General features: G+C 42.2%; 14 protein-coding genes. 9 read left to right on the forward strand and 5 right to left on the reverse strand.

Annotation, left to right across the window (positions count from 1 at the left end; translation table 11 throughout):
* Positions 1-11: 11 nt before the first annotated feature.
* The gene (locus ACLWOR_RS18010) at positions 12-956 is read right to left on the reverse strand and encodes a methylenetetrahydrofolate reductase (RefSeq protein WP_413942222.1); all 945 of its coding nucleotides are present in this window, start codon (positions 954-956) and stop codon (positions 12-14) included.
* A gap of 162 nt (positions 957-1,118) precedes the next feature.
* Here ACLWOR_RS18010 and ACLWOR_RS18015 point away from each other — a divergent pair, with 162 nt between their 5' ends.
* The 3 genes from ACLWOR_RS18015 (at position 1,119) to ACLWOR_RS18025 (ending at position 4,613) form a co-directional block, all read left to right on the forward strand.
* Positions 1,119-2,147, forward strand: a complete 1,029-nt coding sequence (locus ACLWOR_RS18015; protein WP_413942224.1) for an acyltransferase family protein — start codon at positions 1,119-1,121, stop codon at positions 2,145-2,147.
* Positions 2,148-2,435: 288 nt separating this feature from the next.
* On the forward strand, positions 2,436-3,602 hold the full coding sequence (locus tag ACLWOR_RS18020) for an MBOAT family O-acyltransferase (RefSeq protein ID WP_413942225.1): 1,167 nt from the start codon (positions 2,436-2,438) through the stop codon (positions 3,600-3,602).
* Positions 3,603-3,611: 9 nt separating this feature from the next.
* The gene (locus tag ACLWOR_RS18025) at positions 3,612-4,613 is read left to right on the forward strand and encodes a hypothetical protein (RefSeq protein WP_413942227.1); all 1,002 of its coding nucleotides are present in this window, start codon (positions 3,612-3,614) and stop codon (positions 4,611-4,613) included.
* 1 nt (position 4,614) lies between these two features.
* Here the strand turns inward: ACLWOR_RS18025 and ACLWOR_RS18030 are convergent, their stop codons facing one another.
* The 4 genes from ACLWOR_RS18030 to ACLWOR_RS18045 form a co-directional block, all read right to left on the reverse strand.
* Positions 4,615-5,472, reverse strand: a complete 858-nt coding sequence (locus ACLWOR_RS18030; protein WP_413942228.1) for a hypothetical protein — start codon at positions 5,470-5,472, stop codon at positions 4,615-4,617.
* An 8-nt stretch (positions 5,473-5,480) separates the two neighbouring features.
* Positions 5,481-6,863 (reverse strand): undecaprenyl-phosphate glucose phosphotransferase, encoded by a 1,383-nt coding sequence (locus tag ACLWOR_RS18035; protein WP_413942229.1) that lies wholly within the window; start codon positions 6,861-6,863, stop codon positions 5,481-5,483.
* A gap of 62 nt (positions 6,864-6,925) precedes the next feature.
* Positions 6,926-7,921: a hypothetical protein gene (locus ACLWOR_RS18040; protein ID WP_413942230.1), complete on the reverse strand. Its 996-nt coding sequence runs from the start codon at positions 7,919-7,921 to the stop codon at positions 6,926-6,928.
* Positions 7,922-7,930: 9 nt separating this feature from the next.
* A complete protein-coding gene (locus tag ACLWOR_RS18045; RefSeq protein WP_413942231.1) occupies positions 7,931-9,214 on the reverse strand; it encodes a glycosyltransferase in 1,284 nt (427 codons plus the stop codon).
* A 221-nt stretch (positions 9,215-9,435) separates the two neighbouring features.
* On the opposite strand from ACLWOR_RS18045, the gene ACLWOR_RS18050 reads away from it, so the two are divergent.
* The 6 genes from ACLWOR_RS18050 to ACLWOR_RS18075 all read left to right on the forward strand — a co-directional run bounded on the left by ACLWOR_RS18050 (position 9,436) and on the right by ACLWOR_RS18075 (position 14,991).
* The gene (locus ACLWOR_RS18050) at positions 9,436-10,692 is read left to right on the forward strand and encodes a glycosyltransferase (protein WP_413942232.1); all 1,257 of its coding nucleotides are present in this window, start codon (positions 9,436-9,438) and stop codon (positions 10,690-10,692) included.
* Positions 10,689-11,636 carry a sugar transferase gene (locus tag ACLWOR_RS18055; protein WP_413942233.1) on the forward strand — a complete coding sequence of 316 codons (948 nt, stop codon included), beginning with the start codon at positions 10,689-10,691 and terminating at the stop codon, positions 11,634-11,636. The genes ACLWOR_RS18050 and ACLWOR_RS18055 overlap by 4 nt, the downstream gene beginning before the upstream one ends.
* Complete coding sequence (locus tag ACLWOR_RS18060; RefSeq protein ID WP_413942234.1) at positions 11,623-12,597, forward strand: polysaccharide deacetylase family protein; 975 nt, start codon at positions 11,623-11,625, stop codon at positions 12,595-12,597. The genes ACLWOR_RS18055 and ACLWOR_RS18060 overlap by 14 nt, the downstream gene beginning before the upstream one ends.
* A gap of 170 nt (positions 12,598-12,767) precedes the next feature.
* Positions 12,768-13,304, forward strand: a complete 537-nt coding sequence (locus ACLWOR_RS18065) for a methyltransferase domain-containing protein (RefSeq protein ID WP_413942235.1) — start codon at positions 12,768-12,770, stop codon at positions 13,302-13,304.
* A 28-nt stretch (positions 13,305-13,332) separates the two neighbouring features.
* Positions 13,333-14,148 (forward strand): FkbM family methyltransferase, encoded by an 816-nt coding sequence (locus ACLWOR_RS18070; RefSeq protein WP_413942236.1) that lies wholly within the window; start codon positions 13,333-13,335, stop codon positions 14,146-14,148.
* Positions 14,149-14,289: 141 nt separating this feature from the next.
* Positions 14,290-14,991, forward strand: a complete 702-nt coding sequence (locus ACLWOR_RS18075) for an FkbM family methyltransferase (protein ID WP_413942237.1) — start codon at positions 14,290-14,292, stop codon at positions 14,989-14,991.

The raw sequence follows: 14,991 nt of genomic DNA on the forward strand, positions 1-14,991 counted from the left end.
ATTTCAGAGAACTATTTAAAACTTTTTACGATACGAGCCACTGTGTGCACGTCATTTAAGACGTAGTAATGCACACCCGGAACACCGGCCGCCAAGAGTTCTTCCGTTTGACGGCGTGTCCAGCGTTCCCCGACTTCTGCAGCGTGATTTGGATTTTCTGTGATTTCATCAACAAGAGCATCTGGCAAATCAATGTAGAAGTTTTTCGGAATGCTTTTGAGTTGCGGAACAGATTTAAGAACTTTAAGGCCTGGGATGATGGGAACTGTGATACCAGCAGCACGACATTGCTCTACAAAGGCAAAGTACTTTTTATTGTCAAAGAACATTTGCGTGACGATATAATCAGCGCCGGCTTCGACTTTGCGTTTCAAGTTTTGGATATCAAGCTTAAGACTCGCGGCTTCGAAATGTTTTTCCGGGTAAGCAGCAACACCAACGCAGAAATTCAGCGGTTGAGCTTTGTCGAGTTCATCAAGGAACTTTCCTTGATTGAGGTCTTTCACTTGTCCTACGAGATCTGCAGCGTAGTGGTTGGCTGTGCGATCTGGGCGAAGTTGCTTTTGGAAGTTAGGCGAATCGCCTCTGAGAGCCAGAACGTTTTCAATTCCGAGAAAACTCAGTTCGATCAACGCATCTTCTGTTTCTTCGCGAGAAAATCCCAAACAGAGAACGTGAGCGACAGTATCAATACGGAAACGGTTTTGGATGACGCCACAAATGCCGATTGTACCCGGGCGTTTTTTAAGTGTTCGTTTTTGAATGCTGCCATCGAGTTTTTCTTGATAATAGGCCGTTGAGCTGTGCGAGGTGACGTCAATCCATGGCGGATTGAGTGGGGCCAACGTCTCAACAACGTCGACAAGGTCTTTAACAGAACGACCTCTTGGTGGAGGGACGATCTCATAACTAAACAGGGGTTCGCGGGCACGTTCAATATGTTCGATGACTTTCATACACTTAGTTGTAGGATGAGAATCAAACTCACGCAAGTTCTTTGAGGGCCTTTGTTTCGGTTTGAATCTTTACTCTAATAACAGACATCCACTCATTTAAAAACTTTAGCTTTTAGACTTAGCAAAGTAGACAAATATTAATTTGATTATTACCATCGCGGCATGTCTCAAAAAACGAACCATTCAGTCGATTCCCTCAAAGGCGCCTTAATTTTTTTAGTAGTCTTTGGGCATATGATCGAACGCTATCTTACAACGACTCCGATGACCCTTCTTTTCCGCTCTATTTACCTGTTTCATATGCCAGCTTTTGTTTTTTTAGCTGGCATCACATCGAAAAAAGATTTTTCTAAACAAAATTTTTTGAAAATTACTCAAGGAGTCGTGTTACCACTTGCAGTTTTTAACTTCCTTTACGAAGGGATCTCTTTCGCATCGGAGGGGCATTTGTCAGAATATATCACTCGCTTGGCTCCGTATTGGGCCCTGTGGTTCTTGTTAAGTCTCGCAATCTGGAGAAGCTCTGCTCCTCTGTTTTCTAGAGTTAGGTTTCCCCTCTTTTTTTCCACACTCATCGCGATTATGGCAGGCTGCTTTTCCATTATCGGCTATCCATTAGGACTATCACGCACATTTGTTTTCTTGCCGTTCTTTGTAGCTGGCCTTTGCTATGGATCTAATTTTTTGGTTTTTATTGAACAAAAACGCAACTCGCGAATGTTTTGGCTGGGGGCATTTTTATTACTTATGCTGCCGATAGTTGCACTGCCATACCTTAAAGAAGACCTTCTTCGTGGAGCTAAATCATTCAGCGCGATGAATCTCTCTTATACCCAAGGAATTACCAATCGTGCGACTGGCTATGTTTTGGCCGCAATTGCATTTGTTCCATTCGTTTTAACTTTTAGTCGAATGAGTTGGCTTGAGAAATTTGGACGAGCTTCTTTTCAGATCTTTTTGTGGCATGGTTTTTTTCGCAAGGTTCTGGTTGCGCAGACCTTTCCGACCGATTTATGGGGCGAGAATAGCTTCATCGAATTGAGCCTTTATTGTTTCGCCGTGAGCGCGCTCATGTTTTGGGGGCTTTCTGTAAATATGTTTACCGTCGCCACGCGCGCAGTCTTAAAACCGTTCGAAACAATACTTCTAGGCCCTTCCCTACGCGCCGCATCTCAGAAGGACAGCGCTTAGCTCTCACTCGACAATATCAATTAAAAAAACTAATGTCGGTCGATGCTCTTCAATTCGTATCCGTTTTTGTTTTTGTTCTTACCATTAACACTACTCGGATACTACCGGATCAGCCATAAACGAACTCAACTTTGGTTTTTGTTTCTATCGAGCGTGTTCTTCTATTGTTATTGGAGCACGGTCTATGTTTTCCTTCTACTTTTCACCGTTGTTCTAGATTTCTATATTGCGAAAGCTATTTATACGGCGAAGTCGCAGTCTACTCGGCGCTGGCTTTTGTGGACCTCCATGGCCTGCAATCTCGGGATCCTAGCCTTTTTTAAGTACTACAATTTCTTTGCAGACTCGATGAATGGACTAGGCGGAGCTCTGGGACTTTCGGAGCAATTACTCCCCGCCTTAAAACTGGTTTTGCCTATCGGTATTTCGTTTTATACGTTTCAGTCGATGTCTTACGTCATTGACGTGTATCGTAGAACTTCGGAAGCTCATCCGCACTTGTTAGAGTTTGCGGGCTATGTGACCTTGTTTCCCCACCAAATCTCAGGCCCTCTGGTTCGTCACAATACGATTGTCCCGCAACTTGAAGCCTCTGAAACTTACTTTTTTCACTCGGAAAACTTTTGGAAGGGCTGCTATTTCTTTGTGTTTGGTTTAGCGAAGAAAATGCTGATCGCGGATCGCCTGGCTGCGGTGGTCGACCCATTGGTTCATAGTCTTGGATCCATCTCCAACACCGAAGCATGGCTGGCGATGTTGGGCTATACGATGCAGCTTTACTTCGACTTTAGTGGTTACTCCGATATGGCTGTTGGATTGGGACTGATGATGAATATTCAGTTCCCGCAGAACTTTAATTCTCCTTACAAGTCGCGATCGATCACGGAGTTCTGGCAGCGTTGGCACATCACTCTGTCCTCGTGGTTGCGTGATTACCTCTATATATCTTTGGGCGGCAATCGCCGGGGCGCTCTTCTGACCTATCGGAATTTATTAATCACGATGGTCCTTGGGGGACTTTGGCACGGGGCAAATTGGACCTATGTCGTTTGGGGCTTTCTGCATGGCGGCGTTCTGGCTGTGGAACGCTACTTTAAGGATCGCAATTGGAAGGTGATTCCGAGGTTTTTGCAGGGTCCATTGACGTTTGCCGTGGTCTGCTTGGGATGGGTTTTCTTTAGAGCACCGACGATGCATGATGCAGGGGTTTGGCTTTCAAAAGTTTTCTTTGTGAACAGTGAATTAACGTGGGACCTGATTCATATCCCGATCAAACACAAGGACCGCTTCTTTGCACTTTTGCTGATCGGGCTTTTCGCGGCATTTTGCACTAAGAATACTTGGGAAAGAAACTACAAACCGGGATTCTGGAGAGCTTTGCTTTTGGCTGTGTTATTTGTGATTTGTCTTTCTTATATGGGCGAAGAGTCGCCGTTTTTATACTTCCAGTTTTAAGGTGATGACATGAATGCGCTTAAGTCGATTTACATGCTAGCTGGAGTAACTGCTGTGATGCTGATTGGAATGGCAGCATTCAATTACGCCGTCGATCCGCAATGCTTTTATCACTGCGACACGCTTGATACGACCAGACAGACCGTGAACGTTTACTATCAAGTCGCTCAGAAAATTGCCGCACATCCAGATGCGGAGCAAATTATTTTGGGATCTTCTCGTGGAGAAACGACGTCCCCGCTTTGGCTAGAGAAAGAAACCGGTTTAAAAACTTTGAATCTTTCAGTCGGTGGCGCGGAAATGAAGGCGAAGCTGGCATTTTTGAATATTGCGCAGGAAAGATTGAAATTGAAGCGCGTGATTTGGCTGGCTGATTATTTTGAGCTGATTACTGAACACGCGGACGCCAAAATTAAAAACAGCCCGTATTTAAGGAGATATATTCCAGAATCACTTCGGGATCAGCAGTCTGTGGCGGCCATTAAAGATCTTCTTAAACTAATTGATCATAACACCTTGGAAGCTTCGATTTATTCCATCTCTCATCGCGATCAAATTAATTTGAATCAGGGTGCCTCTTCGGATGCAGATTTCGAACTGTGTGCGAGTGATAAATATAAAGGGAAAGAAACGCCTGCGTCTTTGAAAAAGGAAGTAGATTCGATTTATCAGAGTTATGTGAATCAGATTTTTCCGGTGGCGCAAAATCCAGCGGCTTGGGCGGCTTTTGAACAGAAGGTTACGGAGTTAACTTCCAAGGGTGTCGCGGTCGTTATTGTGATCGCTCCGTACAATCCGACATTCATTGAGAACTTGAAGAAGGAATATCCGGATATTTATCAGAGGCATTTGGAGTGGATTGATAAATTGAGAGCTTTGAAATCTTCTAGTGTATCGGTTGTTAATTTCTTTGAGGGAATTCCGAGTGACGATCGATCCCCGGCTTTTTGGCATGATGGGGTTCATTTTAGCTGTAAGGGAGCTCAACTGCTTCTTCAAAAATCAAACTAAACTAACGTCGCCCAAAGCGAAATTCAACTTCTGCTTCGGAATGCCATACAGTCCCCGGGTCCAGAGATTGGATGCCTTGCTTATCTTTGAGTTCGCCGCTTCCGTTGGAAACATCGGCATGCCCCCACCAGGGTTCAATACAAACAAATTTCAGAGGGTCGTTCGACCAAACTCCCCAGTGGGGCGCATTGGCTTTCACTGAAATCATGTCGCCCGATTCGTTAGAGAGATTCACCTCGCGTTGGCCGCTATTGACAAATACCCACGCATCGCTTGCAAAACTATTGGATTTAATATCGACTTCATGCACATCAAACAAATCGACTTGTGAAGAAAAATTTAAAAGACCTTTATCTAACAAGCTATACTTATGAAAAGACTTAGGAGATGACAGTTTTTTCTTTGAACTTTCGTGCCGAGGCAACACAAACCCGGGATGCCATCCGAGATTGAAATACATGACTTCTCGGCCTACATTTTGGACGGTGTACTTCGCGAGCAATCTCGCATCAAGAACTTCATAAGAAACACCTAATACAAAATCAAAAGGAAATCTTTCACTTGTTCGCGAATTACTCCTTAAGCATAAGTTGATTTTTTGTTGCGAGCTGAACTCAACATCAAAGACCTCATCTCGAGCGAATCCATGTTGAGCTAAGCTGAAATTTCGACCTTCATGAGAGAACGAGTCTGCTTTAAGTCGACCTACGATAGGAAAAAGCAAGGGAGCACTTCGCTGCCAGGGCGCTTGCCCCGACCAGAGCCAGTTGTGCTCATAACCGTTCGCAAAAACGCCTATCGGCTCAGCTCCTTTTGCAGAAATCAAGACCTTGAGCTTTTCAGAAATAATCGCGTACATTCGAAAATCTAATATGCGTTTTTATTAATGAATCCCTTCCAGAATGTTAGGAAGAGAATTTTAATGTCGAACCAGAGTGACCAGTGTCTGATGTAGTACAAGTCACATTCAATACGCTTATGAAGCGATGTATCTCCACGCCAACCATTTACCTGAGCCCAACCAGTGATACCGGCCTTCATTTTATGGCGGAGCATGTATGCTGGGATTTCATTACGGAACTTTTCAACGTAGTACGGTTGCTCCGGACGAGGCCCCACAAGACTCATATCGCCAACGAACACATTCCACAATTGCGGAAGTTCATCGAGAGAGGTCGCACGAATAAATGAGCCAAATTTGGTTTTTCTTGGATCATCCTTCACGGTCCAACCCGGAACCCCGCTCTCGGCCACGTGACCGCCCACTTTCATTGAGCGAAACTTCCACATTTTGAAGCGACGACCATCCAATCCGATGCGCTCTTGACCGAAAAAAATAGGACCTGGCGACGATAGCCTTACCCCAGCTGCCAAAAACAACAACACTGGAGAGATCAGTATCAAACCGATTCCAGTTGCAACAATATCAAAAACCCTCTTTGAGATAATATCTACAGAAGAGAAATTAGGCTGATTCATCACAAACGCTGGCACACCGGCTAGATAATCAAAGGAGCAAGCCACTCGAAAATATGAAAGGTCCGGTAAAATTACGATTGGCACAACGTTGTTATAGATCTTATTAAGAACCTGATCTACCTTTACAGCATCCACACCCTGATATCCAATAACAATACTGTCTGGTTGTGCCTCCAAAGTAGCAGAAATTTCTTCTATTCCGATTTCACGAATACCAAACTTTTCAGCCAAACCACTTGAATCAACCCAACACATAATATGAATGCCTGACTCTCTAAACTGAGTTATTTTGGTCACATAGCGCTCAATTGCAAGCCCGCTACCTACAACAACAATATGACGCAAGTTACGACCACGCGATCTCATTAATCGCAGAAAGCTACGCACTGCTACTTTCGAAAATAAAAAAATCATTGTTGAAAACAGATAATATCCCAACACAACCGATCGAGACATTCGCCCATCTGCCAAAAAATAAATAAGAACTACTAGGGTCACGCTTGCCAATGTGTTTGCACGAAATACTTTTGCTAGTTCCTCGTATCGAGAACTCATACGATAAGACCGATACAAACCAGCCCTTGCAAAAAAATAGATAGTCAATAGACCGACGACACAACCTGCTTTAAGAAAAGCAAGTTCTAATCCTTTTTGGCCATTCGGAAGGAGCTCAAAACGAATGACATAGAGCCCATACCAGCTCAGCGTCGCAACTGTGAAGTCGACTAATTTCTGGATGTAAGAAAAGGATCTTTCGTTCTGTTTTAACATATGAACCACGTTATATTTCAGGGCCAATATATGCAAGTTTAAAAAATTCTTCTGACAGTCTCTTACGTCAACAAACTCTCATAGAGATGCAAATGCTTGTCAGCGATGGCCTCCCAAGAGAAGCGATTTTTTGCAGCTCGCACTGCATGATCTTCAATTGAGCTAACCCCTGCCTTAAAAAGAAATTCAATTTTTTCTGCGGCCATTGTCGGAGTTGCAACGTCAATAAAGGTTTCCATTAACTCTGCTGGCGTCGCTGAACCAGAATTCGAGAGCACTTTAAGGTCATGAAATAGTGAGGCCAAAAAAGATCCACGACGCTCAGTTAAGCCATCTGGATAACTTAAATATGCAAACTGAGCTGCCAACATACCTTTGGAAACTTCCTCTGAAGACTTGTTGACACTCCACTCAATTGGAAGACGTTCGGATTTATTTCGCATTGCTCTATAATACTCCTCTTGCCCCAGCGGCACAGCCCCAAAGATCACAAAAGGCATATTTATGCCCCTCGACACGAGCTGAGAAACGCATTCCAAATACTCTTCAAGACCTTTGTTTGGACGGATCAAACCAAAGAAGAGCAAGCCATTTCGGCCAACGTTGTTCGTTGAGCCCGGATATGGAATATTACTCGAAATTGGAATAACTGTGCTCTTGCCAGCCACAAAGGGAAACAAATCGCGAACTTCCGCTAATTCATATTGATTAGTGAAAATGAGTTTCTTGGACGTAACAAAAAATGGAATCTCCGCAAGCTTACGAAGGAATTTAGATTGGCTGTATTCATGAATAGTAACCACAGAATTTCGCGCAAGCATCGAAACCCATTGCACGTTCATTTTTTTGCCAAAACCTTGAGCAGGATATTGAATGTGGCAAATAGTCTTCGGATCGCGTATCTTGCTTGCTATATGCTTATTAGTTTCGAGGTCAATCTGCCGAAAAACTTCGACTTCAAGACCCTTTGCTTCTAGAGCGTGAACGAGTTTTTCTGAATAATCCCCAACGCCACAAATATCCGGTGGGTAGCTTCCTGCAATCATCACAATTTTCATTGAGCGCCCCTAGTTCGCAAACCAATAAGGATGATACAACTTATACCGAGGATTTAACTTGCGCTCTCCAACTTGCCTAGCCGGATTTCCCCCCACAATTGCATTTGACGAAACATCTTTTGTAACAACAGACCCTGGGTAAATGACAGCATTTCGACCTATGGTTACACCGGGCATGATTAGCGCACCTGCATAAATAACTACGTAATCTTCGATACTGACAGGTCTACTTAAACCGGAAAAAAATGGATCATTCCCGTCATGCCCAGTCGTGTATATTTTTACATCATGCGCCACCGATACATGATCCCCTATCCGGATCGAATCTCTATTATCTAGATATACGCCCCTGTTTATGACACTATTCTTACCAATACACACTCTGCCCGCACTAAAAAGGCGTACTTTTCGATGCACGATCGAATCTTCTCCGATTCGAACTCCAGCGAATTTCAACGCCATCTTTCTCACAGTCCACATTGGACAATGATGGACGAAAAAATTCAGGCTAGCCAAACCAGCGTGCAAAACTTCCATTCTCGCACGCTTCACAAATGGAATAATTTTCAGCTTACGGGCAAAAGCATAGACCCATGCTCGGACCTTAACTTTGCCTAACTCCTTCGAGCCAACAAAGCCTTCTTGCGTCAAGGCTTTCCAATACTCTCTCTGTGCACGTAAGTAATGAGCATCACTTACGCCACCGAACTGCATAAAATTTTGCGCACTAGACTTCTGAAACGAAACGCCGAGTTTTAATGCTCGTAACAGCCACTCTGTATCTACCGCTATTTTGTACTCAATATTGAATTCACCTGTCTTACGATAGACGGAGGATGGGATGAAACAACTCGTGTGCATAAAGCCAAAACCAAGATGCACTTTCGATGCAGAAAACTCCTTGTCCACCTTATGTGTGACCTTCATGTCATCATCACACATAAAGGTTGTACCATAATTAATCGTATTGTCCCGGGCGCTGAGGACGTTTTTCTCTATAAAATCTGGCGCATACTCATCTCCAGCATTCAAAAGGCAAATATACTCACCTTTTGCAAACCGAAGCCCCTTATTCCAAGCATCACCGATTCCTCGATCTTTCTCGCTTACAAAAATATTTACGTGAGCTTTGTATTCTCTGACAATATCCGAAGTCTCGTCGGATGAACCACCATCGATAACAATATATTCAATATTCTTGTAAGTTTGAGCAAGGAGACTGTCGATTGTCCGACGTAAAACTTTTGAAGCATTAAAAGTTGCCGTAATAACCGTAACAAGCGGCATAGACATGGATAACAATCCTTCTAAAAAAGATTATAATAGCAGCATAATTCAGACATACAATTTCAAAGACTCTAAGATGAGAATCGCAAAATGCACAGTGTCAACCATGAGACAGAAAAGAATATTTAGTAATTTCCTGAGTCATCGCTCTTGAGCTAAACGCATCGTAGCAGTAGACAAAAAGATATACTCTTTCGATCTTTAGTCTTTATATTGACTATACACCAATGAAAATACTTCTGATAAACGCATATTTGAATCAAGGTGGCGCATCTAAATCCACCTATCGTCTTTTTGGCAAATTGAAAGAACGTCCTGATACGACGGTCAAACTATTCGTTACCAAAAGCAACATTGTCGAGCGCAATATTGTAGCTCCTTCAGGAAAATTTGCATCCCTTCTAGGAAATATTCGTTCGGCAGTTTCATCCCTAGTATATCGCCTTCTTTATAAACCTACCGGCATGTTTTCAGTTCCATGGATGGCAAATCGAGATTTAAAGAATGTGTTAACTGAATTTGCACCCGACGTAATTCACGTTAATTGGCTGGATAGCGCGACGTTGAGCTTGAATGATTTAGAAAAAAGTAAAATTCCGGTTATCTGGACAATGCATGATAGCTGGCTCATGACCGGCGGGTGTCATGTTCCTGACAAATGCGACCGTCATGCTTTCCAATGCGGACAGTGTCCAACTTTGAAATCTAAAAATAACTTCGACCTCAGCCGCCTGTTTTGGAAACAAAAAGCATCATTTTTTAAAAGGATGCAATCAGTGACTACGATTACTGCCCCAAGTAAATGGCTCTATCAGCAGGCAAAACAAAGCCCTCTTCTACCCAACCAAGCCATATACCATGTTCCCAATGGAATAGATCATACAATATTTAAACCTTTCGAAACTCACATTGCGCGAAGACTGCTAAATATTCCGGAAAACAAAAGCGTCATTACGATTGCTGGAGTTTCCATGTCGAGTGATAAAAATAAGGGCCTCGATCTCATCGAAGAATCTCTAAAGATATTAACTCCTGAATCTCGAAAGAATATCCTTATTCTGATTATCGGATCAGATCAGAAAGAGAGAACATCGACATTTTGCGGATTTTCAGCAATGCACATAGGCATGCTCCATGATGATGTTAGCATTGCCTTATATCTATCCGCCTCAGATGTGTTTTGCATTCCTTCACGTTCAGAGAACTTCCCCAATGCACTACTTGAAGCCCTTTCCTGTGGAATACCGTCGGTAGGATTCTCAGTTGGTGGCATTCCAGACATTATTCAGCATAAACAGAATGGATATCTCGCTAAACCATATTCTCCAGGCGAGTTCGCAGCGGGCATTGAATATTGCCTTGGCCTCAACAAGAGCAAAGATGATATCGCTCAAACAGTTTCACAATTTTCAATAGAAGCAGCAGTCACGAAATACCAAGATCTTTACTTGGATCTCATTAACAGAACTAGGGCCAGAACGTGAACTTCGCACCAGTTTTACTTTTTGTATACAATCGCGAGTGGCACACGAAACAAACGATTTCGGCGCTTCTAAAAAACCCGGAGGCTGTCCAAACGGCGTTATATATTTATTCCGATGGACCAAAAACGGACGCTGATCAACAACAGATTACAAGTCTTCGAAAGTACCTAAAAGAGCTGACCGGTTTTAAAAGCATAACTATTGTCGAACGTGAAAAAAACATCGGTCTTGCCGCGAACATTATTGATGGAGTAGGAACAGTTGTTTCAAGACATCGAAGAGTCATCGTTTTAGAAGATGATATTATTACCAGCACAAGTTTCCTTAAGTACATGAACGCAAGCCTCGATTATTTCCAAAACCGTCCAGAAGTAATGCATATCAGTGGATACATGTATCCGATCGATAAAAACGATTTACCTAACACATTCTTCTTACGTCTGGGGACCTGCTGGGGATGGGCGACATGGGACCGAGCCTGGAAATATTTCGAAAAAAATCCAGTTAAGCAAATAGGTCAACTCAACAAAGCGGAAGTATCTCGATTTAATCTTGATGATGCATATGATTTTCATGACCAATTGTTGTTGAATTATTGGGGGCGGATAAATACCTGGGCCATATTTTGGTATCATACCATTTATACAACGGGAGGCTTCTCTCTTCATCCAAAATATCCACTCACACAGAATATTGGATTTGATTCTTCCGGTACACATGGAACCGATACATCAAAATATGATGTCGAGCTCTGCGAAAAACTTATCTTCGACTTCCCGACTACCATTAGTGAAAACCAAAACGCTCGTTCACTTCTTAGCGCTTATTTCAAAAGGACAGAAAATCGTAGTCTGAAAATTACTATTAAAACTTGGATCAAAAAAAGACTCATACTTCTTGATCATTTTCTTAGACACAAAAGAGTTCAAAATGGTCTGGAATAGCATCGCTGAAAAATGGTACTCATCTAATGCAATGATTCTGACTCTTCATAGGGTAAGAAACCGTGATGCCGGGGGACTAGGCCCTAATGAGGCCATGACTATTTCACCGGGATTTCTTTCACAATTCATCATTGAGGCAAAACAAAAAGGCTTTTCATTTCATAGTTTGCACGAACTGGATGCCTTTCTCGCAAATGGAGAAATCGAAGACAAAAAACGCCTGTTCGTTACTATAGATGATGGCTACGATGACAACTATTTATTTGCCTGGAAAGTGTTTCGCGAAAAAAATGTGCCTTTCACAATTTATTTAACAACAGGTTTTCCGGACGGTACTGCTAAACTTTGGTGGTATGCACTGGAAACGATCCTACTTGAAAATCGAACTGTTGAATTTCTTGGCCAAACATACTCTACGGCCGATCGTGACCAGAAGCTATCCGCCTTTTTAGAAATCCGCACAGTCATTTTAAAATCAAGCCGCCCGACTATCGAAAAAATCATGGGCGATATGACCGCACAATACGGTGTCGATTGGGTTAAACTTTGCGCAACTCACTCCCTGGTCTGGGATCAAATTGTTGAAATGAGTTCTGATCCACTAGTTAATTTTGGCGTCCACACAGTCAGCCATCTTCCCTTGGCAAGATTGAATAACGAAGAGATACGTGACGAAATCAACTCATCAAAACTGAGACTCGAATCAAACATTATTCCACCAGTCCAGCATTTTGCCTATCCATTTGGAGGGCGACTAGAAGCGGATAAAAAAACGATCGATCTTGTTAGTACTCTGGGTTTCAAGTCGTGCGCCACGACGCGGACCGGAGTTTTGAAAAATGCGCATGCAAAAATACCACACGCGCTACCTCGACTAATGTTGACGGAAGGCGACACGACAGACACGCTTTCCAGACGCGCGCTACGGGCTAACAAATTTAATCGATTTGTTACTTATTAAGTGAGGAAAAAATGAACACAATTCTCAGCTTCAAATCAAAAATAAAACCTTATTTACGACGTCTTGTTTCACCTGCGACAAACTTTTCACCTTTATCAACGATACCGTTTGCTCGTGATTTTGGGTGTCATAGAGGAACTCCAATAGATAGATTTTATATTGAATATTTTTTGGAAAAATCAAAGACTCAGCTTCGTGGCAATGTACTCGAGGTTGCTGAAAATACCTATACAAAAAAATTCGCGCCCAACTCCAATTCTCTGATTCTTGCACCCTACGAAGATAAAAATGTTGATGTCGTCTGCGATTTAACAGCAACGGTCAGCCCCGCCTATCATCAAATTGCGGATTGCTTTATCTGCGTTCAAACTTTGAATTTTATCTACGAATATAAAGAAGCATTAAAAAACATCAAAAAACTAATGAAACCCAATGGAACAATTTTGATAACGGTCGCTAGCGTCTGCCAAATCAGTGAGTTCGATGCACAAAGATGGGGCGATTACTTCCGCTTTACTCCACAATCATTCACGAAACTACTCAATGAATCTTTTCCTCAAAGTAAAATATCAATCGAGTCATTTGGCAACATTCGCGCGGCAACGGGCCTTCTACACGGATTGGTAGTCGAGGACATCAACACGAATGATCTACTCTACAAAGATCCGATTTACCCTGTTGTTCTAACTGCTGTTGTGCAATTGTAAGGCATCGATTTCTCGAAAGGTTGATTAAATGATCGTCAGCATCTTCAAAAAAGTTTTCCGCCGCTTAAAGGACCCTTCCTACCTCTATTTCTATTGGCTGAAACTTCGTTATCGTAGAGCAAAACGAATGACTGCAATGACGCTTAATTCTCCAGATGGCTCATTTGCCGTATCTGATATTCAAAGCTTTATCTATCAATACAAAGAAATTTTTGTAGATCGTATATACGACTTTGAAAGTAAGTCTGCAAATCCGGTTATCGTCGATTGCGGTTCAAATATTGGTTTAAGTGTACGTTTCTTTAAATCTCTTTATAAAGACAGTACAATCTATGCAATTGAACCAGATCTTCACATCAATACTTTTCTGCGCCAAAATATCGACATAATTCCGACGAACAAAAACATCCACATAATTCCAAAGGCGGCTTGGAAAACGAATAGCTTCCTATCGTTTAAGAGCGATGGCGCCGATGGTGGAACGTTAGTTGGTGCGAATGCAGAAAATAAAATTGAATGCTTCGACTTTTCGGATTGGCTACTTCAGTTCGATAAAATTGACTTTATGAAGGTCGATATTGAAGGAGCAGAGTACGACGTACTCCTCCACTCCAAAGACCATCTCAATAAAGTTCAAAACCTATTCGTAGAATATCATTCATTCAAAAACAAACCTCAGGTACTTTCAGAGTTGTTGGACCTATTGAGGACTAATGGATTCAGGGTCTATCTTGACTGTCTCTCGCAACGGCAAAGCCCATTTAAAACTAAACCGCAAGACGGGCCAATGGACCTTCAATTAAATATATTTGCTTCTCGGATAGACCCTAACAGGATAAGCTGAAAACTTGTCGCAAATTTTGTCCAGTATCTTACTGGGAATTAACTTTAAAATAGATTTTAACGCAATTATTAAATACGAAACTTAAGAAAACTCAATGAGTCATAATGAAATACAAACAAAGTAGCAACAAGGAAGGAACACATGCGTCTAAAAACCAAAATTCTTAGGACGTTGAGTCCTTTTTTTCCATGGCTCGAAATTTACAAAAACAGAAACAATTCTTTTGCACAAGAAGGAGAAGACCTCCTCATTTTGGAAGCAATGAAGTATAAACGGAATGGTTTTTTTGTAGACGTCGGGGCACACCATCCATTTCGCTTTTCGAATACCTATGCTTTAAAAAGCTATGGATGGACGGGTATTAATATTGAGCCTAATCCTACGTTATATCAATATTTTTGCAAACTACGCCCCGATGATATTAATTTGAACTGCGGCATCTCAAATGCCACATCGAATAGTCTAACTTATTATGAGTTTGATGAGCCGGCACTAAATACATTCTCAAAAGAGACTTGCAAGAAAAGAATTTTAGAGGGCCACCAGTTGATTTCGGAAAAAACGGTTCCGGTCACAACTCTTTCCAAGATCTTCCAAAAACACGCGTCGGATCGAGAAATTGATTTATTAAGCGTTGACGTTGAAGGATTGGATTACGATGTGCTTACTACAAATAACTGGAGTACTGTAAATCCTAAATGTGTGTTGATTGAAGATCACGACTTTAGCTTTGATCGCTCGTCAAGGATCGACACATTTCTAGTATCACATGGCTACAAAGTAGTCGCCCGCACACTTCGAAACTCTTTATACGTTAAAGGTTACTCTCAGAAAAACGATTAA

The organism is Bdellovibrio sp. HCB2-146 (genome assembly GCF_047345725.1).
In the GTDB taxonomy this organism is placed as follows: domain Bacteria; phylum Bdellovibrionota; class Bdellovibrionia; order Bdellovibrionales; family Bdellovibrionaceae; genus Bdellovibrio.

Coding starts and splice junctions, on each gene's coding strand:
- ACLWOR_RS18010 (WP_413942222.1), bottom strand. CDS start 956: ATGAAAGTCATCGAACATATTGAACGTGCCCGCGAACCCCTGTTTAGT.
- ACLWOR_RS18015 (WP_413942224.1), top strand. CDS start 1,119: ATGTCTCAAAAAACGAACCATTCAGTCGATTCCCTCAAAGGCGCCTTA.
- ACLWOR_RS18020 (WP_413942225.1), top strand. CDS start 2,436: ATGGCCTGCAATCTCGGGATCCTAGCCTTTTTTAAGTACTACAATTTC.
- ACLWOR_RS18025 (WP_413942227.1), top strand. CDS start 3,612: ATGAATGCGCTTAAGTCGATTTACATGCTAGCTGGAGTAACTGCTGTG.
- ACLWOR_RS18030 (WP_413942228.1), bottom strand. CDS start 5,472: ATGTACGCGATTATTTCTGAAAAGCTCAAGGTCTTGATTTCTGCAAAA.
- ACLWOR_RS18035 (WP_413942229.1), bottom strand. CDS start 6,863: ATGTTAAAACAGAACGAAAGATCCTTTTCTTACATCCAGAAATTAGTC.
- ACLWOR_RS18040 (WP_413942230.1), bottom strand. CDS start 7,921: ATGAAAATTGTGATGATTGCAGGAAGCTACCCACCGGATATTTGTGGC.
- ACLWOR_RS18045 (WP_413942231.1), bottom strand. CDS start 9,214: ATGTCTATGCCGCTTGTTACGGTTATTACGGCAACTTTTAATGCTTCA.
- ACLWOR_RS18050 (WP_413942232.1), top strand. CDS start 9,436: ATGAAAATACTTCTGATAAACGCATATTTGAATCAAGGTGGCGCATCT.
- ACLWOR_RS18060 (WP_413942234.1), top strand. CDS start 11,623: ATGGTCTGGAATAGCATCGCTGAAAAATGGTACTCATCTAATGCAATG.
- ACLWOR_RS18070 (WP_413942236.1), top strand. CDS start 13,333: ATGATCGTCAGCATCTTCAAAAAAGTTTTCCGCCGCTTAAAGGACCCT.
- ACLWOR_RS18075 (WP_413942237.1), top strand. CDS start 14,290: ATGCGTCTAAAAACCAAAATTCTTAGGACGTTGAGTCCTTTTTTTCCA.